17 protein-coding genes are annotated in these 22,299 nt (G+C 59.5%); 3 read left to right on the top strand and 14 right to left on the bottom strand.

Translation table 11 applies throughout. The features are described from left to right. Positions 1-229: 229 nt before the first annotated feature. Positions 230-985 (bottom strand): type I methionyl aminopeptidase, encoded by a 756-nt coding sequence (map, locus tag WBR57_RS25510; protein ID WP_424087778.1) that lies wholly within the window; start codon positions 983-985, stop codon positions 230-232. Continuing rightward, complete coding sequence (locus WBR57_RS25505) at positions 985-1,185, bottom strand: ParD-like family protein (RefSeq protein WP_003173664.1); 201 nt, start codon at positions 1,183-1,185, stop codon at positions 985-987. The genes map and WBR57_RS25505 overlap by 1 nt, the downstream gene beginning before the upstream one ends. A 274-nt stretch (positions 1,186-1,459) precedes the next feature. On the opposite strand from WBR57_RS25505, the gene ilvA reads away from it, so the two are divergent. Next, positions 1,460-2,482 (top strand): threonine ammonia-lyase, biosynthetic, encoded by a 1,023-nt coding sequence (gene ilvA, locus WBR57_RS25500; protein ID WP_424087775.1) that lies wholly within the window; start codon positions 1,460-1,462, stop codon positions 2,480-2,482. Between the two features lie 244 nt (positions 2,483-2,726). Next, a complete protein-coding gene (locus WBR57_RS25495) occupies positions 2,727-2,996 on the top strand; it encodes a DUF1652 domain-containing protein (protein ID WP_424087773.1) in 270 nt (89 codons plus the stop codon). 7 nt (positions 2,997-3,003) lie between these two features. Here WBR57_RS25495 and WBR57_RS25490 read toward each other — a convergent pair whose 3' ends face one another. The 12 genes from WBR57_RS25490 to WBR57_RS25435 all read right to left on the bottom strand — a co-directional run bounded on the left by WBR57_RS25490 (position 3,004) and on the right by WBR57_RS25435 (position 21,496). Further along, on the bottom strand, positions 3,004-3,402 hold the full coding sequence (locus WBR57_RS25490) for a hypothetical protein (RefSeq protein ID WP_424087772.1): 399 nt from the start codon (positions 3,400-3,402) through the stop codon (positions 3,004-3,006). A 78-nt stretch (positions 3,403-3,480) separates the two neighbouring features. Next, positions 3,481-3,750, bottom strand: coding sequence for a DUF2790 domain-containing protein (locus WBR57_RS25485; RefSeq protein ID WP_424087771.1), 270 nt, complete (start codon positions 3,748-3,750; stop codon positions 3,481-3,483). 99 nt (positions 3,751-3,849) lie between these two features. Continuing rightward, positions 3,850-4,788, bottom strand: a complete 939-nt coding sequence (locus WBR57_RS25480; protein WP_424087769.1) for a carbohydrate kinase family protein — start codon at positions 4,786-4,788, stop codon at positions 3,850-3,852. Positions 4,789-4,800: 12 nt separating this feature from the next. After that, complete coding sequence (xylB, locus tag WBR57_RS25475; protein ID WP_424087767.1) at positions 4,801-6,282, bottom strand: xylulokinase; 1,482 nt, start codon at positions 6,280-6,282, stop codon at positions 4,801-4,803. Positions 6,283-6,422: 140 nt separating this feature from the next. Next, entirely contained in the window at positions 6,423-7,904 is a 1,482-nt protein-coding gene (locus tag WBR57_RS25470; protein ID WP_424087765.1) for a mannitol dehydrogenase family protein, read from the bottom strand. A gap of 15 nt (positions 7,905-7,919) precedes the next feature. Next, a complete protein-coding gene (locus tag WBR57_RS25465) occupies positions 7,920-9,023 on the bottom strand; it encodes an ABC transporter ATP-binding protein (protein ID WP_424087763.1) in 1,104 nt (367 codons plus the stop codon). 23 nt (positions 9,024-9,046) lie between these two features. Next, positions 9,047-9,877, bottom strand: coding sequence for a carbohydrate ABC transporter permease (locus tag WBR57_RS25460; protein WP_003215312.1), 831 nt, complete (start codon positions 9,875-9,877; stop codon positions 9,047-9,049). 10 nt (positions 9,878-9,887) lie between these two features. After that, positions 9,888-10,814, bottom strand: coding sequence for a carbohydrate ABC transporter permease (locus tag WBR57_RS25455; RefSeq protein WP_424087761.1), 927 nt, complete (start codon positions 10,812-10,814; stop codon positions 9,888-9,890). A 161-nt stretch (positions 10,815-10,975) separates the two neighbouring features. After that, positions 10,976-12,286, bottom strand: a complete 1,311-nt coding sequence (locus WBR57_RS25450; RefSeq protein ID WP_424087759.1) for an ABC transporter substrate-binding protein — start codon at positions 12,284-12,286, stop codon at positions 10,976-10,978. 242 nt (positions 12,287-12,528) lie between these two features. After that, a complete protein-coding gene (locus tag WBR57_RS25445; RefSeq protein WP_424087757.1) occupies positions 12,529-19,077 on the bottom strand; it encodes a hypothetical protein in 6,549 nt (2,182 codons plus the stop codon). 151 nt (positions 19,078-19,228) lie between these two features. After that, positions 19,229-20,134: a helix-turn-helix domain-containing protein gene (locus WBR57_RS25440; RefSeq protein WP_424087755.1), complete on the bottom strand. Its 906-nt coding sequence runs from the start codon at positions 20,132-20,134 to the stop codon at positions 19,229-19,231. 72 nt (positions 20,135-20,206) lie between these two features. After that, the gene (locus tag WBR57_RS25435; protein WP_424087753.1) at positions 20,207-21,496 is read right to left on the bottom strand and encodes a glycosyltransferase; all 1,290 of its coding nucleotides are present in this window, start codon (positions 21,494-21,496) and stop codon (positions 20,207-20,209) included. A gap of 159 nt (positions 21,497-21,655) precedes the next feature. On the opposite strand from WBR57_RS25435, the gene tpx reads away from it, so the two are divergent. After that, positions 21,656-22,156 carry a thiol peroxidase gene (gene tpx, locus WBR57_RS25430; protein WP_424087751.1) on the top strand — a complete coding sequence of 167 codons (501 nt, stop codon included), beginning with the start codon at positions 21,656-21,658 and terminating at the stop codon, positions 22,154-22,156. Positions 22,157-22,299 lie beyond the last annotated feature (143 nt).

Below are 22,299 nucleotides of genomic sequence, written 5' to 3'. Positions count from 1 at the left end.
GTTTAGCCGCGACGGGGCAGGGACGGCCCGTCGCGGCGGCCCGCGCAGTACTACCTGTTTTCGGGCACACCGAGCCGGAGGCGAGGTGCCGAGTGGTGGGGCAAGAGCCCTTTGGTTACTTTGGGCTGGGCCGGCATTCCGGCTCTTTTCCAAAGTGACTCGCCGTAAGGGCGAAACCATACGCGGCCATCACCCAAATAACGGATATACACCCAACACCAAACACCCCTCAACCACCCCCCTGCAACGTCAACACCTCAAACCCATCCCCCGTCACCGCCACCGTGTGTTCCCACTGCGCCGACAAGCTATTGTCCCTGGTCACCACCGTCCAACCATCCTTCAAACTGCGCACCTTGGCGCCACCCTGATTCAGCATCGGCTCAATGGTAAACACCATCCCCTCACGCAGTTCCAACCCGGTACCCGGTCGGCCAAAGTGCAAAATCTGCGGTTCCTCGTGCATCTCGCGCCCAATCCCGTGCCCGCAATACTCACGCACCACGCTGTAGCCATTGGCCTGCGCATGGCGCTGGATCGCATGCCCGATATCCCCCAGGCGAGCCCCCGGCTTGACCTGGCGAATGCCGGCCCACATGGCCTCAAAGGTCATTTCCACCAGGCGTCGCGCCTTGGGCGCGACGTTGCCGATCATGTACATCTTGCTCGAATCGGCGATAAACCCGCCTTTTTCCAGGGTGATGTCGATATTGATGATGTCGCCGTCTTTCAACACATCCTTGGCGCTCGGCATGCCATGGCACACCACTTCGTTGATCGACGTGTTGATGCTGAAGGGGTAGTCGTACTGACCGAGGCTGGCGGGGCGGGCCTGCAGGTCGTTGCGGATAAACGCCTCGACGGCGCTGTCCAGTTCCAACGTCGAGCGGCCGGCAGCGACAAAGCCGTCGAGCATGGTGAATACCTGGGCCAGCAGGCGCCCGGACTCACGCATGACAGCCAGTTGGGCGGCGGTCTTGATCATCAACTGCGCCCCCGGATCAGGTCGGGTTTGTCCAGCAACAGTTTGTTGATCAGTTCGTTGTACGGCAGGCTAGGATTGAGTTCGGCGAGCAGGCCGATCTTGATCCAGAACTCGGCCTGGGCGTTGATGGAACGGTCCATCGCGGCGCTGGCCAGACGCAGTTGTTCGTGCAGTTGGTCGGTGATCTTGACGATGCCCATGGTGTTCACTGTGATGAGTGGATATACAAAGCGTATACGTTTCGTATATCGATCGTAAACCCTCAGCCGCCAAATGGCGCTGGGTGATTGACTTGCCCCACATCCGCCGGTTAATTTCGTGACATGACATTTCAAGCCTTCCGCAGCCAACCAAGCATTATTACCGCCATTCCTCATTTGGCGGGATAGCACACGGCTGCACCCAAACCCGCCCTAGAGGCGGGTTTTGTTTTTCCGTCTCCAGTGCCCTTTTACACAAAGCCAGGAGACACCGATGAGCACCTGTCCCGATACGTGTACCGCTGATGCGGGATTGCTTGAACACTATGTGAAAAAGATCCTTGCCGCGCCGGTCTATGACCTGGCGGTGCGCACGCCCCTGCAAGCCGCGCCAGGGTTGTCGGCATTGCTGGGCAACCAGGTGCTGCTCAAGCGCGAAGACCTGCAACCGACCTTTTCCTTCAAGATTCGCGGCGCGTACAACAAGCTGGTGCAGCTCTCGGAGGCGCAGAAAAGCCGTGGCGTGGTCACCGCGTCGGCGGGCAACCATGCCCAGGGCGTGGCGCTGGCCGCGCGGGAATTGGGGATCAAGGCGCGCATCGTCATGCCGTGCAGTACGCCCGAGTTGAAGGTACTGGGCGTGCGCTCGCGAGGCGCCGAGGCGGTGCTGCACGGGGCGAGCTTCCCCTTTGCGCTGGCCCGCGCGCTGCAATTGGCCGAGACGTCCGGCTGCACCTTTGTTTCGCCCTTCGATGACCCGCAGGTGATTGCCGGCCAAGGCACCGTGGCCATGGAAATCCTGCAACAGCAGCAGGGCCCGCTGGACGCGATCTTCGTGCCGGTAGGCGGCGGTGGGCTGATCGCCGGGATTGCCGCCTACGTCAAATACCTGCGGCCTGATGTGCGCATCATCGGCGTCGAGCCCGAAGGCTCCAGTTGCCTGCTCGCGGCGTTGCGTGCCGGTGAGCGGGTGGTGCTGCCGAGTGTCGACGGCTTCGCCGATGGCACCGCGGTGGCGCAGGTCGGCGCTTATGGTTTTGAAATCTGCCGGGAATGGGTAGATGACGTGATCACGGTCAATAACGATGAGCTGTGCAGCGCGATAAAGTTGATCTACGACGACACGCGCTCGATCACGGAACCCTCCGGTGCGTTGGCGGTGGCGGGTATCCGAAACTATGTCGCCAGCCGTTCTATACGCGGGCAAACCTTGGTGGCGGTTAATTCAGGGGCGAATATCAACTTTGATAGTTTGCGACATGTTGCCGAAAGAGTGGCTGCGCAAACTGTCGTTTGATTAAAGAAGCGGGGTTAAACGTTTAATCGAAGTGGTTCGGCGATAATTTAAACCCTACGTTTGAACCTGTATAAATCAGCGCTGGGCTTATGAAGAAAAGTTACATGCAGAGTTTGATTTGCCGAGTAGGCTTGGTGATTACAAGCGTCTTCCAAGGTCGGCAAGGCGCGGCAGGCGAGCGCCTGCCGACCACTTGAACAGTGATTACAACCCATTGGCAGTCTCAAGAAAGGAGAGGTTGACCATGCTTTCGGAACTAGAGCTTCGCAGTATTATTGAAGGAAGTTTCCTGCCTAAACGGTGCGAGTGCACCAAAGCCGAAGATGCTTCGCTGACGATCAAGGTGTATGACGACCGTGACCGTGACCGGGTAGATTTGGAAGTCAAAGGTATAAACGCTGACAAACTCGACAGCAGTCGAGCGATTTGCAACCTGATTGCCGGGTTGCGCGAAGACCTCAAACACGCCCATACACCCGCCCTGCAAAGAGCGGCAGGGCGCGGCGTCTACTAGCGACTGGCTAGCTGGAGGCTTGAGGTTGAACCACCGAAGACCTGTGGGCCTGGATAAACGCCAGGCCCAGTACGGTTTCCGTTGTCACCGCCAGCAGGATTCCAGGACCTGCATTGCCATTGATCCATTCGCCCAAGCCCAACACGGCCAATACCAGGCACCCGATGCTGAACCCGGCAGTCATGGCGCGGCGTGTATCCGAAGGACGGGCGTGGCGGGCGCGATAGAACATGACGCCAATGCCCAGGAACAGCGCGGCGTTGCGGCGTGAGACCAGCCCTGTGGCATTTGAATACTCAACACTCCACCACCTTAGCAGCAGCTCGGGGCGCAGGCCCCAGGCCAGGGCGAGTGCGAAGCAAAGAAGGGCGGTGAGGGTTGCGAGGGCGCGGAAACTCAACTGCATGGCGAATCCTTTCAGCCGTATGACAAGCCCGCAAGACTACCCTGTTATGTGCGGGCTTGTCCCTTGTCCTTCACCGGCTCAATTCTGGAAATCGCAGGCTTCGGACATTTTCCGATAGCTCACGTCTCGCACCTGGCCGGCCTTGTCCAAAAACTTGATATCCGCTTTGATGACTTTGCAGTCGTTGGTCGGGGTTTCGTTCATGGCCAGGACTTTGGCAATGTTCATGGGCATGCCGTACTGGTAAGGCACGGGTTTGACCGCGGCTTGTTGCGTATCCGCCTGGGCCAGGCCCGACACGGCTGCCAGCGCCAGGGCGCCGGTCAGCATCAATGTGCGCAGTTTCATGGTGGTTCTCCGAAAGTGGGTACAACCTCACTGTCGGCTTGGGGGATTAACCATCGATTAATATTTGGCTGGCTGACAAAACCTTCATAAATGCAGGATTTACCCCAGTTGCCGGCGATAGGGCAGGTCCGGGCCGGTCTTGGTACAGGTCAACGCGGCGGCGCGGATCGCGAAACCGAGCATGCTGTCGATCTGCTCGCGGCTCAGCTGTTGCAGGCCCTCGACTGAGTCGAGTTGCTGCTCGGTCAGCCACGCGATCAGTGCGGCCTGGAAGGTATCCCCGGCGCCCACGGTATCGGCCATCACGATCTTCACCGCCGGTGCCGACCAGTGGCCGTGCTGGCGGCTGAACACACTGGCGCCGTCGCCACCACGGGTCAGGAACACCAACTGGCAACGGTGTTGCAACCAGCCTTGCAGTACGCTTTCTGGCGACTGGTCGGGGTAGAGCAGGTGCAGGTCTTCGTCGCTGACCTTGATCAGGTCGGCATGCTTGACCAGTTCCGCCACGCGGTCGCGCCACAGCTGGATGTCCGGCTGCGGGTTGAGACGCACGTTCGGGTCGAGGCTGATCAGGCGCTTGCCGCTTTCGCGTTTGACCAGGTTCAGCAATGTGTCGCCGATCGGCTGCACCACCAGGGAGAACGAGCCGATATGCAGGCCGCGGATGTCATCGCCGAGCACCGGCAGATGCTCGACTCCCAGCTGGCGGTCGGCGCAGCCTTCGCCGCGGAAGTTGTACTGCGGCGAGCCATTGGCGCTCACGGCGACCATCGACAAGGTGGTTGGCGCGGCGAATTCCACCAGGAACTGTTCGCTGACGCCTTCATCCCTGAGCACTTGCAGCAAGCGGCGGCCGAGGAAGTCGGTGGACAGCCCGCCAAACAGCCCGGCCTCGATGCCGAGGCGGCGCAAACCCACGGCGACGTTGAACGGCGAGCCACCGGCGATTGCCTTGTAGTTAACCCTGGAAGCCTGCCCACTGGCGTCTTCCTCGCTGAAAAAATCAAACAGCGCTTCACCACACACCAGATACATAGTCGTTCGCTCTTAAAGGGTGGCCACAAGCTGTTGGTAGCGCTCGTAAGCCTGTTGATAGGCGCTGACGCTGGCCGCCACCGGCAGGGTACGGCTGGCCGGGTCGACACTCACGCAGGTGTCGCACAGGTTGGCCAGGGACTCGCCGGACTGGCTCCACGCCGCCTGGATTGCCGCGCCCAGGGCTGCGGCTTCGCTTTGTTCGGTGCAGATCACTTCGGTGTTCATGATATCGGCAACCATCTGCCGCCATACCGGGCTTTTTGAACCGCCGCCGATCAAACGGATACTCTGGCTCTGCAGGCCGGTCTGGCGCAGCAGGTCGAGGCCGTAGCGCAGGCCGAACGTGGTGCCCTCGACCACCGCGCGGCAGAGGTTGGCGCGGGTCAGGTTGGTCATGGTCAGGCCGTGCAGGCTGCCGGTGGCGTGGGGCAGGGCGGGCACGCGTTCGCCGTTGAGGAACGGCAGCATGCTCACGCCGTCGGCGCCGATGGGCGCTTCGGCGACCAGGGCGTTGAAGGCCGCCAGGTCGAGGTCGAACAGCTCGCGCATCACCCCGGTGGCGTTGGTCAGGTTCATGGTGCAAATCAATGGCAACCAGCCGCCGCTGGATGAGCAGAACGTTGCGACCGACGCTTGCGGGCTGACATTCGGCTGGTCGGCGTAGGCATACACGGTGCCCGACGAACCCAGGCTCATGGTGATCACGCCGGGAGCAATGTTGCCGGTGCCGATGGCGCCCATCATGTTGTCGCCGCCGCCGCTGGACACGCGCGCATTGCGGTTGATGCCCAGGCGTTCGGCGATGGCCGGCAGGATCGTGCCCACGGCTTGATCGGCGTCGATCAGCTCGGGCAGGGCGGCTTCCAGGCGGCCGCTGGGGTCGATGTGCTTGAGCAGCGCCACGTCCCATTCCCGGGTGCGCACATTGAAGTAGCCGGTGCCCGAGGCATCGCCGTACTCCGCGACGGCGCGGCCGGTGAGCCAGTAATTGAGGTAGTCGTGGGGCAGCAGGATATGGGCGATGCGCGCGAACACATCCGGGTGCTGCTCGCGGGTCCAGAGCAGTTTGGATACGGTGTAACCTGGCGCAATCGCCACGCCCAGGCGTTCCAGCGAGCCGCTTTCACCGCCCAGGTGTTGCAGCAGGCGGTCGTTTTCGGCGGCGGTTTCGGTGTCGCACCACAGCTTGGCCGGGCGCAGGACCTCACCGTTCTCGTCCAGCAGCACCAGGCCGTGCTGCTGGCCGGACACGCCGATGCCGAGGATGTCCTGGCCGTCCACCCCGGCTTGTTGCAGAGCGCGGTGGGTGGCCTCGGTAAAGGCGTCCAGCCATTCCTGGGTATGCTGCTCGCGGCGGCCGTTGGCGCCGCTGAGCAGCGTGTGGCTGGCGGCGCCCAGGCCCAGGACTTTGCCGCTGCTGGCGTCCAGCACGATGGCCTTGGTGCCCTGAGTGCCGCAGTCGATGCCGACGTAGAGGTTTTGCTGGGTCATGATGAGTTGCTCAGCAGTATTATTGTTGGAGGGGTAACCCGTTCAAGTGTGGGAGGGGGCTTGCCCCCCGATTGCGATGGGTCAGTAAAGAATATTTACACTGAAACACTGCTATCGGGGGCAAGCCCCCTCCCACATTTTCAAGCCGGTTTCTTCAGGAGGTCTTGCAGGGTTGCCGTCACGCCCTTGTCGCGCAAGCTCACAAAACACCGCTCAAACGCTGCCACAAACTCAGCCGAGTTGGGAATAGCCGTACCAAAAATCTCTTCCACCGCCAGCAGCCGCTGGCTGATCAGCGCATCATCGCTCACCAGCCCCTGGCAGAACTCTGCACGCGGGTCGGGGATCTTGTAGCGCACGCCGTTCTCGTCCACACCTTTCAAATACAGCGCCCAGGCAGCGACCACCAGCGCGGCGCGCTCGGTTTCGCGGCCATCGGCAATCAGGCGGTTGATGGTCGGCACGGTGAACTTGGGAAACTTCGACGAGCCATCCGAACACACGCGCTCCAGCTGGTCGGCAATCGCCTGGTTGGAAAAGCGCTCGACCAGGGTCTGCTTGTACTCGGTCAGGTCGATACCCGGCACCGGCGCCAGGTTCGGCGTGACGTCCAGATCCATGTAGGCGCGCATATAGGCCACGAACAGCGGGTCATTCATGGTCTCGTGGACAAACCGGTAGCCCTTCAAAAAACCCAGGTAGGTGAGCGCCAGGTGGCTGCCATTGAGCAGGCCGATCTTCATTTCTTCATAAGGCGTGACGTCATCGGTGAACTGCACGCCGACCTTTTCCCAGGCCGGGCGGCCGTTGACGAATTTGTCTTCCAGCACCCATTGCACAAAGGGTTCGCACACCACCGGCCAGGCATCGTCGATGCCGTGTTCGTCATGCAACTGCAGGCGGTGGGCGCTGCTGGTCATCGGCGTGATGCGGTCGACCATGGCGTTCGGGAAGCTCACATTGGCCTTGATCCAGTCATGCAGCTCGGCATTGTGCAGCGCGGCGAAGGCCAGCAGCGCCTTGCGCGTGACGCCGCCGTTGTGCGGCAGGTTATCGCAGGACATCACCGTAAAGGCCGGCGTCCCGGCCGCGCGGCGCTGGGTCAGCGCAGCGCAGATAAAACCGAACACGGTTTTCGGTGCGTGCGGGTGCGCCAGGTCATGCTGGATCTGCGGCAGGTGGGCCATGAACTCGCCGTTGCTGTCATCGATGCAATAGCCGCCTTCGGTGATGGTCAGCGAGACAATGCGGATGTGCGGGCTGGCCAGCTTGTCGATCAGCGCCTGGGCACCGTCTTCGGCCAGCAGCATGTCGCTGATCGAGCCGATCACGCGCACTTCGGTGTCGTCGGTGTCGCCCAGTTCATACAGGGTGAACAGGTAGTCCTGGCCGGCGAGGTCGTCGCGGGCCTTGCGGTCCTCGGCCCGCAGGCCGACGCCGCAGATGCTCCAGTCCAGGCCTTCGCCGGTGTTCATCAGTGCATCGGTGTAGTACGCCTGGTGCGCGCGGTGGAAACCGCCGACGCCGATGTGTGCGATGCCCTGGGTGGTATCGGCAATCGCGTAAGTCGGCAGCTGCACTTCGGGCGCCAGTTGGGTCAGGTTGTGTTTATTCAGCTTCATCATAACTCTCGCAAATCAGGCGGCAGCGCGCAGTGGGCGGGCCACGGCAACGCCATCAGCGTCGAACAGATGGCATTGGGTCGGGTCCAGGTACAGCTGCAGGGTTTCGCCATATTGGCTGGCCATGTCGCCACGGATGCGCAGGGTCAGCGGCTCCTTGCTGGCGGTGATCACGTGGCAGAAGGTGTCGCTGCCCAGGCGCTCGCCGACGTCGGCGGTGACGGTCAGGGTTGCCTGGCCCGGGGTGGCGATTTCCAGGTGTTCGGGGCGAATGCCCAGGGTCACGGCGCTGCCGACACTCAAGCTGGCACTGCTCAGCGGCAGGCTGATACGGCCGCCGGCGTCCAGTTCGACCTCGCAGCCTTGCGCTTCCACGCGAGTGACCTTGCCTTTGAGGAAGCCCATTTTCGGCGTGCCCAAAAAGCCTGCCACAAACAGGTTGGCCGGCTGGTGGTAGAGCTCCAGCGGCGAGCCGACCTGTTCGACGCGGCCGCTGTTGAGCACCACCACCTTGTCGGCCAGGGTCATGGCTTCGACCTGGTCGTGGGTCACGTAGATCATGGTCGCTTGCAGCTCTTTGTGCAGGCGCGACAGCTCCAGGCGCATCTGCACGCGCAGCGCGGCGTCGAGGTTGGACAGCGGTTCGTCAAACAGGAAGATCTTCGGGTTACGCACAATCGCCCGGCCAATCGCCACGCGCTGGCGCTGCCCACCGGACAACTGCTTGGGCTTGCGCTCCAGCAGCGGCCCCAGCTCGAGGATGCGCGCGGCTTCGCTGACTTTGCTCTCGACAATCTTTTTGTCGACGCCGGCCAGGTCCAGGGCAAACGACATGTTCTTGCGCACGCTCATGTGCGGGTACAGGGCGTAGGTCTGGAACACCATCGCCAGGTCACGCTTGGCCGGGGTGACTTCGGTGATGTCGCGGCCATCGAGTTCGATGGTGCCGTCGCTGACTTCTTCGAGCCCGGCGATCAGGCGCAGCAGGGTGGATTTGCCGCAGCCCGACGGGCCGACGAAGACTACGAATTCCTTGTCGTTCACTTCCAGGTCGATGCCCTTGATGATCGAGAAACCTTCGAAGCCTTTTTGCAGATTCTTGATTTTCAGGTTGGCCATGATGGGCCCTCCGCTTGGAATTATTATTTAACGGCGCCGAAGGACAGCCCACGCACTAATTGCTTCTGGCTGATCCAGCCAAAGATCAGGATCGGCGCACAGGCCAGGGTCGACACGGCGGACAATTTGGCCCAGAACAAGCCTTCGGGGCTGGAGTAGGAGGCGATCAACGCGGTCAACGGCGCGGCGTTCGACGAGGTCAGGTTCAGCGACCAGAAGGCCTCGTTCCAGCACAGGATCAGCGACAGCAACACCGTGGAAGCCAGGCCGCCCTTGGCGATGGGCAGCAGCACGCGGACCATTTCCTGCCACAGGGTGGCGCCGTCCAGGCGCGCGGCTTCGAGGATGTCCTTGGGGATGTCCTTGAAGTAGGTGTAAACCATCCAGACCACAATCGGCAGGTTGATCAGGGTGTAGATGATGATCAGCGCGATGCGCGTGTCGAGCAGGCCAAAACTCTTGGCCAGCAGGTAGATCGGCATCAGCACGCCCACCGGCGGCAGCATCTTGGTGGACAGCATCCACAGCAGAGTGCCCTTGGTGCGCTTGGTTTCGTAAAAGGCCATGGAGTAGGCGGCCGGCACCGAAATCAGCAGGCACAGGGCGGTGGCGCTGAACGAAATCAGCACCGAGTTCCAGGCGTAGCTGAAGTAGTTGCTGCGCTCGTTGATGTGCAGGTAGTTCTCCAGCGTCGGCGTGAAGATGAACTGCGGCGGCGTGGCGAACGCGTCGATTTCGGTCTTGAAGCTGGTCAGCACCATCCAGAAGATCGGGAAGAAAATCAGGATCGCGATGGCCCAGGCCAGGGTGCCGAGCAACACGCTTTGCAGGCGGCGGGATTGTTGAAGCGTCATGGCGCGGCCCTCAAGGTTTGTCAGTCAGGTTTTTGCCGATCATCCGCACCAGGATGATCGCCGCGATGTTGGCGATGACCACGGCGATCAAGCCACCGGCCGAGGCCATGCCCACGTCGAACTGCACCAGCGCCTGGTTGTAGATCAGGTAGGCGAGGTTGGTCGAGGCGTAGCCCGGGCCACCGTTGGTGGTGGTGAAGATTTCGGCAAACACCGAGAGCAGGAAGATCGTCTCGATCATCACCACCACCGCAATCGGGCGCGCCAGGTGCGGCAGCGTGAGGTGCCAGAAGATGGCGATGGCGCCGGCACCGTCCAGGCGTGCGGCTTCTTTTTGCTCCTGGTCCAGCGACTGCATGGCGGTCATCAGCAGCAGGATGGCGAAGGGCAGCCATTGCCACGAGACAATGATGATGATCGACAGCAGCGGATAGTGCGCCAGCCAGTCCACCGGCTCGGCGCCGAAGAACTTCCACACGGCGGCGAGAATCCCCGACACCGGGTGGAAAATCAGGTTCTTCCAGATCAGCGCACCGACGGTGGGCATGATGAAGAACGGCGAAATCAGCATCACCCGCACGATGCCGCGGCCAAGGAACTCACTGGCCTCCAGCAAGGCACTGATCAACACGCCGAATACCACGCTGATCAGCAGCACGCTACCGACCAGCAACAGGGTATTGGTGGCGCCGGGCAAAAAGCCTGAATCGGTGACGAAGTAAGTGAAGTTCTCCAGCCCCACAAATTGATTTTCGCCGGGGTAGAGCAGGTTGTAGCGGATCAGCGAAAAGTATAGGGTCATGCCCAGCGGCACGATCATCCACAGCAGCAGCATGGCGACCGACGGGGTGACGAGAAACCAGCCGGGGTTGGCCAGGCGGCTTTTACGCGGCTGTTCAGGCGCGGCGGTTTGCACTTTGGCAGTGGTGGTATTCATAGGATCAGAACCAGTCAGATGCATTCAGAACGAGGATCGAAGCGCGGTCAGTGTGGGAGGGGGCTTGCCCCCGATAGCGGTGTATCAGTCACAAAATCATCAACTGGTAGAGTGCTAGCGGGGGCAAGCCCCCTCCCACATTTGACTGTGGTGGGCCTGGGTTACTTGGGGTAACCGGCCCGCTTCATTTCACGCTCGGTGGTGGTCTGCGCGGCCGTCAATGCGGCGTCGACCGTTTGCTGACCGGTCAGCGCACCGGAGAAGAACTTGCCGACCTGGGTACCAATCGCCTGGAACTCAGGAATGGTCACCAACTGGATACCGATATACGGCACCGGCTTGAGTGTAGGCTTGGTCGGGTCGGCGACTTTCAGCGATTCCAGGGTCACTTTGGCGAATGGCGCAGCCTTCATGTATTCGTCGCTGTAGGTCGATTTGCGCGTACCTGGCGGGACGTTGGCGATGCCGTCGGTCTTGGCGACCAGTTGGCTGTATTCCTTGGACGTGGCCCAGCTGGTGAAGACCTTGGCGGCGTCCTTGGCTTTGGAGCTGGTCGGGATCGCCAGGCTCCAGGAGTACAGCCACGAGGTGCCCTTGTCGGTCTTCTCGTGCGGTGCAAAGGTAAAGCCGACATGGTCAGCCACTTTGCTCTGGGTTTTGTCGGTGACAAACGAGCCGGCCACGCTGGCGTCGACCCAGATCGCGCACTTGCCGCTGTTGAACAGCGCCAGGTTTTCGTTGAAACCGTTGCTGGACGCACCCGGCGGGCCGGATTTTTTCATGTTGTCGACGTAGAAGTTCAGCGCGTCCTTCCACTCGGGGCCGTTGAATTCAGGCTGCCACTTTTCATCGAACCAGCGCGCGCCGTAGCCGTTGGCCAGGGTGGTGATCAGCGCCATGTTCTCGCCCCAACCGGCTTTGCCGCGCAGGCACAGGCCGTATTGTTCTTTGCTCTTGTCGGTGAGTTTGGCTGCGTATTCGCCGATCTGGCTCCAGGTCGGGTGCTCAGGCATGCTCAGCCCGGCGTCCTTGAACAGGTCTGTGCGGTAGTAGGTGATCGAGCTTTCGGCATAGAACGGCAGGGCGTACAGCGAGCCTTTGACCGACAAGCCGTCACGCACCGAAGGGAATACATCATCGAGATCGTAGGAAGCCGGCAGGTCCTTCATCGGCTCCAGCCAGCCCTTGGCGCCCCAGAGTGCGGCTTCGTACATGCCAATGGTCAACACGTCGAACTGCCCGCCCTGGGTGGCAATGTCAGTGGTCAGGCGCTGGCGCAGCACGTTTTCTTCAAGCACCACCCAGTTCAGCTTGATGTCCGGATGCTCGGTCTCGAAGGTTTTCGAGAGCTTTTGCATGCGGATCATGTCGCTGTTGTTGACGGTGGCAATGGTCAGGGTTTGCGCGCCAAGGCTGACGGCGCTGAGAGTCATGCAGGTAGATGCGAGCAATACTTTTGCTGTGAACTTCATCGCGCACTCCATTTCTGCACCCAGGGGCTACAGAAGGACAGTTATTGTTGTTGTGCCTTCCCACGAACGGTCAGGAAGAGTGTGCGTTGATTACAGCCTTCAAATGGGGTTATGACAAATCCTTGGGCGCACTGGGACTGATACTTTTTTGCACTGTTGCTAGGGCTCTGCACGCGCGCAGCAGCCGAGGGGGTCGGCTGCTGCGGTGGCAGAGTATGCGGCTATTCAAATAACTTTATCTGTCACGACTGGTAAGCGTAAGGGGATGGAGCCTTAGATCCCGAGGTGATTCCTTTCAGCCAGGCTGGGTCGATGGGGCTGGTTGGCCCGTTCTCGAGTATTATTTTCACACCTTCCTGTTCCCACTTGTGCATGACATTGCTCAGCTGCTGTGTGTATTCGCGCGCCGGGCACGCGATATTTGCCCATGGGTCGACAATCCACGCATCCGCCCATGCCGCCTCCGAGAAATTCACCGACCCTGCGGGCAGTGTAGACGGCCCTCCGACGACAGTGAATGCGTGCGAGCCTGGGATCGCCCACTCGTAGGCACGCCCGCCGCTTTTTTCAATGATGTCCTTGGACAACGCGGCCATTTCTCCACAGTTACCGGCGCCGGTTTTCACCAACAGAGTTGCGTAGTTACGGGGTCTTTTCGCCACGCATCCGCGTAACCATCCCAGGGTCCTGCTCGCTGCCTCCGCGCGCGCCTTATCGGCGTTTGAGCGAATCACATTACCGTGCCCCAGCCCGGTGGCCGTCATGGAACGGGTTGCGCTTTCCTTGGCTTGGCGTGCATAGAACTCGTTTTGCCGCTGCGTCGTCCATGTAATGAAACCTTCGGGTTTAGTCAGCGTGGAGACTTGATTCGGCCTCAAGGCGATATCCGCTTTGCCAATGGCGTTGCTCCGTTGCAGTTGGTAGAGCACTTCGCGCTGCTGTTCTGGGGCAAGGTCTTTGCACCAGCTTTTGATTTCATCGACGTCCTCCTTCGTGATGCCCGAACGCTCCAGCTCTTCAAACGCAACATCGAGTTTGGGTAAGGCAATGAAATTAGCGTCAAATGACGCCAGGGCGGTACCTTGGCGGCTGACGAATGCATCGCGGTATTCTCTGACCATCGAAAACTCTCCGGGCGTGCATTTTTTGAAGTTCAGTTTGCCGCCGCGCGCCTCACCCAGATCGGCGTAGTAAAACTCGGCGGTATCAGCCTCTATGATCAGGTAATTTTTGGACCAGCGATTCACGACCACGCCTCGAAGTTCACGCGTGTCCTTGACGGCGTCACTGATGCTATCGAGCTTGACCACGCGGGTATTTCTCGTCACCGCATCTGTAGACTCTTCGGGAAGGAAGCCGAATGACGGATCATCTTTGAGGCTGCCGCTGATTTCTGGCTTGTAGGTTATGCGCTCGCCATCCAGTGTCGGAATCAGTTGCGGGCCTGTTTCGCCATCGACCATTTTGTATTTGCGGCGCTCGAAAATGACAAACTGTTCGTTTTTCAGCGAAGAAGTTTTTGAAGGGAACAGGCGCTGATGCTCAAGCGCTTGAAGTTCCTTGCCTGAGGTCTCGGAGACATTTTTGATGACTTTGCTAAAGCATGTGTCGTTGGACGCGCGCCTTAACCTCCCGGGAACCGCCGGAATCGGGCAGATTGCGTCAAAACCCTCCAGAGGCTTGAACCTATCGGCTGATTCCAGATCGACCAGCACCCCAGGGGTGCGACGTTCATACCGGTAAACCTTGCCCCCATCGACCAGGTCGAAGCCGGTCGAGCGCGGTACGGTATAAGCATCAGCGCTCAAGTTCTTTTCCGTTACGAGGGCTTGAGTCCCGTCAGAAAAGGTTTCTTTCTGCACGCCTGACGATGTTTCCGAGACGAAATTCTCCAGGGCCGGCCCATAAGGCTGCTGGGTCTTGGCATCAAAAGCATACCAATTCTCGCCACGGCGTATGGCGGTAGCCTTTAACGGGTCGGTGATGGAGGAACCGCTCACTGCGCCGTTGGCCAGGTCGGGAGTGGCAGCAAAGCTTCCGTCTGCGTGTACAGGCGGGAGGTCGCCCTGCATTCGGTTGATGGCTTTGAACGAGGTTGAAGCGCGGGAGGCAGACACGTCGCCGAACGCAACCTTGCCGGCTAGTTTTTCAGCGACAGATTCACCGAGTTCTTCGCCAACTTTCACCGCCGCACGTTCGAAAGAGGTCGCTGCGAATTTCCATACTTTACCTAGTGCACCTGGTATGACGATACTCATTGCATCAAAGAACAGATCCCGGCCGGCGTCCGCGTAGTGACCTTCATAAAGATCTTCAAGGGGGGTGACACCCGGGATCATGCGCACCAGGAAGTTGAGCCTCTCAAGAAACGTAGGGCCTTTTTTTTCCAGATGGTTATGGCCATGGTTGAATGCCTTGCGTTCATCTTTAAGCATGAAGTGTGAGTCGACCACGGTTGCGGCGATGTTCTCAAATTCTGCGTTGGAATAGGCAGGGGCCGTGTTTTGGTTAACGGTGCCGAACGTCTCAGAACCGACACTGACCAGCTCACCGTCCTTCTTCTTTACCGGTTCAATGCGATCGACGATGACGTTGGAGGTAATACCGTCTCGCGGCGCAGCCGAGGAACTGAAGGCGGTAAAGTCCAGGGGTAACGCATGCGTGCCTTCGTCTCTGCCGTCGTAGATTTTCCCATAAACCTTATTAGTGCCACCGATGGGCATTGGCTTGGGCAAGCCCGGGAGGATCTTTGCCACGGCTGCGTCGGGGAAGATGCCAATATCGCTGGTTTTACCATCGGTGCTGGTGGCGCGAATAATGATGCCGTGGGTGCCTTTCTTACCGGTCTTGGCGCTGAGGTGGGCCCAGAAGCTGATGTCCGTTTCTCGAACGCTGAAGTACTCCAGCTTGCCATAAGCAAGTCTTTTACGGTCCTCGACTGGAAGCCTGGCCAACAAGTCTTTGATGAGGACGATGGAGTGCTCTCGACGTGGCACATAGTCTTTTTCGAAAGCGGCATCGTACTGCGCATTCACGTCGGGTAATTGGCCTGCGTTGTCATGCAGGCGCTGGATCGGAATACGCTTGTCTTTAGCTTCCCAGGCGGGACTGTTGGACCCTTTTGCCGCCAAGTCGATAAGGTTATCCGGCTTGTACGAGTCCCCCAATTCCCCAGCCTCATAGGCTTCGACCACGCTGGCTGAAATACCATAAAGTTGGTCGCCTTCGCGCCAGAGTCCCCGTGCCTCATAAGGAATCTGATCGCCAAACTTCTCCTTGAGGTTCTCAAGAGCGAGCGCCCTTCGAACAGGTACGGGGTTCCTGTTGATGTACTGTCTGGCTGCTGTCACCTCGCTATTTTGTTTAGACAGCGCCTGGATACAATCTTTCAGTTGGTCGATATAGGGGCGTTTGTCATCTTTCCAGATGGCGCCGTTAACGATACCCCAGTCAGTAATAGGGTTCATTTGGGCCCGGGACAATTGCTGGTTTTCAGCGTCGGAAAGAGGTTTGACGGCGTTGAAATCCATGACCTTTTGATACGTCATGTTGCGTGTGGCACCAGGCGCTATCTGTTCGATGCGGTTCACTGCCGTATGAAAATGGACCCATTGGCGCGTTCCGAAAATCAGCGAGTCCGGCATGTCCTTGACCAGAAACTGTGGCGCGGTACCCGAGGCCAGCACATAAGCGGCTACCGGCGCGTGAGCAGGCTGCACCTTGTTGCTGGCAACCAGATGTCGAGTCAGGTCCTGCAGGATTTCCTTCGCCGGTCGCCCCCAGTTGCCTGGTTTCATGAAGTCGTAGCCTGCCACGGTGTTGCTCTGGGTGCCCGCCGTCGGGTCGAGGTGCAAGACCATCGCGGTCAATAACCACTGCTTGAGGCTGGTCGGGGTTGCTACACCCTTCATCTGCGATTGCAGGTGATTGGCAAGCCCAGTCGCGTCGTTACTGGAGAGCAGTTGTTCCAGCGCTTGTGCGGGGTCGGCACTGAGGTTGGTCACGCGGTTGCCCATGAACCGAAAGGGGTTGTTCAGGGAGCCGATATGCTCTGTGACGAAACCTGCCACTGCTGCGCGCTGGGCTGTGGACAGGGATACATCCGTAGCGAGAAAACCCCAGTTGTTTCGGAGCGGGGCGGGCTGCGGCACGGGGGTGCGCAACGCCAATAACAGGTTGTCGTAATCGGCTTTCCACTCTGGCACCTTCCAGCCGTTCTCCGTGATAAAAGCCCGGGCTGTTTTGACCCCTTTTTGCCGATGAGAAGAATCTGGATCGACCACAAAGCGCGCGGCATCTTGCGTTTCGTCCCTCTCAAATGCTCCGCGATTTAGCTGGCCGATTAACGCGTAGCGGTCGTTGCTGTCGCCCAGCGCGGTTTTTTGCCGGCGCAGTTGCTCCAGGCTTTGCTCGGGGTTTTCGGGTCGCTCCGGAAAGCGCTGTGTACGGCCCATCAGCGCGGTCGTGCCGGCGAATCTCGCGCTGCTGTAATCACCGTTGTCAATGCCATAGAAATTCGCAACGAGTTCATAAGGTGCGCGGCTCTCCCCGGTGTAGGACAGCATGATCGACTTGCCGTTTGGAACCAGCGCCTGTGCGGCGCGTACGACAGGCGTCAGTACGTCGAAGTGATCAGGGTATTTTTTGCCGAAATCGTCGGCTTCAAAACGCTGATCGACGCCGTTGACCTTGCCGATCAATACCTTGCCGACGGGATCGAAGCGAAGGGATGCCGGGTCAACATGCTGTTGGCGTGCCCACTCAACAAGGCCGCGGGATTTAAGCGCTTTGCCCAGTTGGCCCCACCACTGGCCGAACAGGCTGTCTGCCGGTATCGGCCCGATCATCTTCGATGACGCCTGGGTCGCGTCGGTTTTCAGTTCAAGCATCGCGCTATGTACCGTGGTCGCCAGAGCGCTTTCGGCTGTCGCCACATCGTCCTCGGGTGTTTCTACCGGGTCTGTGTTCGCCCCCGAGCTGGAAACTACAGCGGCTGCCAGGGTTTCAAGGGGTGACAGAGGAATCGGCGCATTGGCCAGGTCGGTCATTATGGCGTTTTGGCTAGCCCGCACGGCAGTAGAACGGCCGTCAGCAGCGTCGGTGCTGTTCAGCGCCTTGAAGCCTTTGTTTTGATTCATATCGGCGCTTCGTTCCAACACTGCGCGCCGCCGAAGACGCCTGAAGTCACTCACCCGATAGTCTTCCAGGTAAGGGATTTCTTCGTTGTAGAAATTCATTACCTCACTGAGCGAGGCGGATTGGGTAGTCGGAAACCTGATAGGGGTGTGCGACCCTGCAGCCATGTTGCTGACTGCCCGCTCTATCTCGTCCCAGACGTCACTCCAACCCGAAACATCGTTCGCGCTGAAGTGGGTCTCGACACCGTTCACATTGCCAGTCAAGTCACCGGTGACGGGGTCGATACGAATGCTGCTGCGGTCAAGGTTGTGCTCCCGCACGAAGGTCGTAAAGGTACTGCCGGTCAGCGCAGTCAGAAGGTTTTTACGCGCCTGGTTGAATGTTGAGTACTCAGGGATGTCGGTGAGCAAGACCTTTGAAAGGTCGTATTCCCAGTCATCGCTGATGTCGGGTACCAGTTTCATCAGGGCGTGGTTACTTTGCTGCGCCAGGCGTTGATCGGCCTCCTGAACTTTTTGTTCGGCAGTCTTGGCGGTAAACGGCGCAAGGCGTTGATTCAACTGCTGCTGCGGCAAATTGGCAACCCGTTGGATAGCATCGCTTTGTCGCCGTTTGACCGGGTCATAAACGGGGGCGAAGAGCGGGTCGTCGTCGCTGAAGGCGTCGAAGTTGCCCTGGCGCAATAGTATGCCGATGCTGTAGAGCGTGTCGTTGCCGCTGATGCCCCCCAGGGGCAAGCCGTAGAACGCGCCGACAGTGCTGTAGGTGGCGTGATTTTTGCCGGTTAACGCGAATGAGGCAGAGGTCCCACCTGCCAACTTTTTCACCGCCGCCAACACCGCAGTGGAAACGGGCGCCCACTCGGCGTTCTGGAGATCGAACCTGATAATCTGAGTGCCTCTCTGTTCGTACAGAGTCCCACTTGAATCGATAGAGACATTGCTCATATCGATTTTCTTGGCTGAGGCGAACGATTTGAACGGTTCGGCGTTCACCGCGTCGTCGAGGTCGCCCCAGGCTTGGCCGAAGGACGAGTCAGGCGGGATGGCAACCAGTGAATTACTGGTGTGACCCTGCTCGGCAGCATTGCGCAGATTGATCAGATTATCCGCGAGGTTCATGGCCAGCTTGCGGTCTTCACGTTCAACCAGAGCCTTGGCGAATGCCGGCGTTGACGCATTGCGTGAGGTGGGTGCCGGGTCAACCTCATGCGAATGACGACGTGCGCGTGAAAGCAGTGGGCGAACGTTCGATGTGCTGGGTGAGGGGCTTTCGAGGATTACTTGAATCAGTTGCGCATAGGTTTTTTGCGCGTCCAGTGGGCTGGGCTGGCCCAGGAGTTTCGCCACGTCACTGTGCAGTTGCGTGTCTTTCAGCGGCTCGCGGCTGTTTTCAACCCGTTGTTTGATTTGCTCGGCCAAACTTGGCTGTTCTTTTGTCACCGCGAACCTGAGCAAGTGCTCGATGCGGTGTTGGGCGTGCTTCGTCAGGTTGCTCGGCTGCGCAGGCGCAGGGAAGGTTTGAATGTCCTGCAGTTTTTTATGAAAAAACTCGATGATGCGAGTTGTGGCCGAATCCACAACTTTCACTGTCGGATTTTGGTCGGAGGAATTGACGGCGCCAATAGTGCGTGACGTCTGAACGTTGAGCATGTGTTGTACCCCTTAGCCTGCATATGCGAAATGACGCCATTAGCTGTCGGAAATGGCAGTGCATTCGTTACGTGGTTTTGGGTAAATACGACGTTCCTGACATGAAGTGGGAATGCCGACTAAGTTGTAATTATCTACTTCGGTATCGCCATCAAGCTGTGTTTTGTTCAGTCAGCCGTTGCACTGCCAGGCGGCGGTAATGGGACGGTGTCATGCCCTTGAGCTGCTGAAAGCGCCGGTTGAAGTTGGAGATGTTGTTGAATCCCGACTCGAAACACACATCCGTCACGGCCTTGTCGCCGTCCGCCAGCAACTCGCAGGATTTGCTGATGCGCAAGCGATTGACGAATTCGATGAACGTGCGGCCAGTGGCCTGTTTGAATACCCGGGAAAAGTACGTCGGCTTCATCCCCAAGTGCTCCGCGACTTCTTCCAGCGGCAACTCCCGCGCGTAGTGGGCGAAGATGTAATCCACCGCGCGGTTGGTGCGGTCGACGCTGTGTTCGTCGGCCAATTGCGGCGTGTTCACGCCGGACAGCAACTGGTAGTCCTCACACGCGCTGAGCACCTCCAACAGGATAAAGAAGTGCCCCAGGCGCGCCATGCCCTGGGCATCTTCGATACGTTGCATCAGGGCCATGGCCTGGGCGATGGTCTTTTTGCAGCGAAATTCAATGCCGTACTGCGCGCGCTCCAGCAACGGGGTGAGGGTTTTCAGCTCGGCGAAAACCTGGCTGCCGCTCTCAAACAGGTCATCGGTGAAATTCACCAGCATGTCGCGCTTGGGCACGACTTCGTCTTCCTCGACCTGGCTGATCCAGTTGTGGGGCAGGTTGGGGCCGGTGAGGAACAGGCTTTCGGGGTAGAAGTTGCCGATGTAGTCGCCGATAAACACCTTGCCGGAGCTGGCGACGATCAGGTGCAGCTCGTATTCCTTGTGGAAATGCCAGCGCACCAGCGGGCAGGGGAAGCCGTGTTGGCGATAGATGATGGACAGACCGTTGTGATCGTCCATCAGTTCGTAGGAAGGGTCGGTGATTCGCGTTGCTCGGGTCATGCTGCCGTCGCTTTATTGTGGTTGCTGCGTAGGATAATGCCCCCTCGCGTGCGACCTCGCCAGCTCCCGTGTTTATACGCTGCGGTTTTTCGCCTCGATCCACTGGGACATGTACTGCGTACTTTTATGCGCGTGATGGCGCAGCATGCTGCCGGTGAAGTTATCCCGGCGGTGAGCGGCGAGGCGGCTGCGGCAGTCTTCCAGGCAGGCCACCAGCGCCGGGCCGTGCAGGTGCTGGTCATAACGGCGGGCCAACAGCTGGCGCCCGTTTTCCTGGGCCTGGGCCCAGCGTTCAGGGTCCTGGTACAGGCGCACCGCGGCGTCAGCCAATGCCTGGGCACTCTGTTCGACGGCACCCGGCCACGCTTGCTCATCGCCCATGGCCTCGGCGCCGATTGGTGTGGTGACGTTAGGCGTGCCGCACAGCATTGCATCCACCAATTTGCCCTTGATGCCCGCGCCGAAGCGCAGCGGGGCCAGGCAGATACGCGCCGCGGTCATGACCTGCAGGGCGTCTTCAGCCCAGTTCATCACATGAAAACCCTGCGCCGGGTTATGCAGCGCCGTGGCCTTGGGCGGGGTGTAGGCCCCGTAAATGTGCAATTGGGCGCCCGGCAATTGCTGGCGGATCAGCGGCCACAGGCTGTGCTTCATCCACAGCACCGCGTCCCAGTTCGGCGCGTGGCGGAAGTTGCCGATGCTGAGGAAGTGCGCACGCTGTTCAAACGGAGCAAACGCCTCGGTCGGCGGTTGCAGCATCAGCGGGCACCAGTGGAGCAGGGCGGCCGGTACGTTGAAGTGTTCGGTGAGCAGGCGGATCTCCACGTCGGAAATCATCAGGCTGATATCACAGCGGTAAATCGCGGCGATTTCGCGCTTGGCCAGGTCGGTATCGGCCATCGATTCGAATGCTTGTTTCAGGGACGGCGCAAACACGGCGCTGAAGTCATGGTTGTCGGGTTCGGTTTTCAGGCGTTCCTTGAGGCGCTGCTGGCGCGCATCCCGCAGGCTTTGCAGGTCGGAGGTTTCGAGCACGCGCAGGGCGTCGGGGCAGCATTTTTCCACACGCCAGCCGAACTGTTCTTCCATCATGAAACGGTCGAACAACACGATATCCGGCGCCAGTTCACGGATAAAGTCGTCGAAGCTGCTGTTATTCAGCTCAATCGCGCATTCGGCGATGCCCAGTGCGGGCAAATCGGCCTTGTGCTCACCGATGGTCGCCGGGCTGCTGAAGGTAATGTCCCAACCTTGCGCCAGAAAACTCTCGAGAATCTGCATCATATGCCCACCCGCCGCCGAGGAACGCGGCTCCGGCCAGACATAACCAATGACCAGGACGTGGGTGGCGGGCTGATTCATCGACAACGGGTTCCTTGAAGGGCAGGCGCAAAGCGCGCAATTAAACCACAATCGGGTTGGATGACAATTTGCGTCTGGCGGTAGGTAGCCACGGCACTTTGTGGTTAACTTCGGCCTCTCGAATTGGTTTTATCAAAACCCAGCATAAGGATTCCATTCATGGCTCAAGTCACCCTTCGTGGTAACCCTGTCAAGGTTGAAGGCGAGTTGCCGAAAACCGGTTCCAGCGCTCCAGAGTTCAGCCTTGTCGCCGTCGACCTGTCTGAGTCGACCCTGGAAACGTTCGCCGGCAAGCGCAAAGTGCTGAACATCTTTCCGAGCGTCGACACCCCGACCTGCGCCACCTCGGTGCGCAAGTTCAACGCCCAGGCCAACGACCTGAGCAACACGGTGGTGCTGTGCATCTCCTCCGACCTGCCGTTCGCGCAGAAGCGTTTCTGCGGCACTGAAGGCCTGGACAACGTGCTGAGCCTGTCGGACTTCCGCAACGCCGACTTCGCGGTCGACTACGGTGTCTCCCTGGCTGACGGCCCGCTGCAAGGCCTGACCGCCCGCGCCGTGGTGGTGCTGGACGAAAACAACAACGTGCTGCACAGCGAGTTGGTCGCGGAAATCGGCCAAGAGCCGAACTACGAAGCAGCCCTGGCTGTCTTGAAGTAACCGTATCGCTCCATTACTGTCGTTTCGCAGTAACACGCTTGCTACATGATTGCGGCCTGGCCTAGTCCAGGCCGTTTTTATTTGCTTGTCAGACGCTTAGCGAAATAGCCATAGGACTAAGTCGCAAAAGTGAAAAGTTGTAA

Source organism: Pseudomonas sp. (assembly GCF_049590575.1).
In the GTDB taxonomy this organism is placed as follows: Bacteria; Pseudomonadota; Gammaproteobacteria; order Pseudomonadales; family Pseudomonadaceae; genus Aquipseudomonas.
This window is presented reverse-complemented; position numbering and strand designations above follow the sequence as displayed.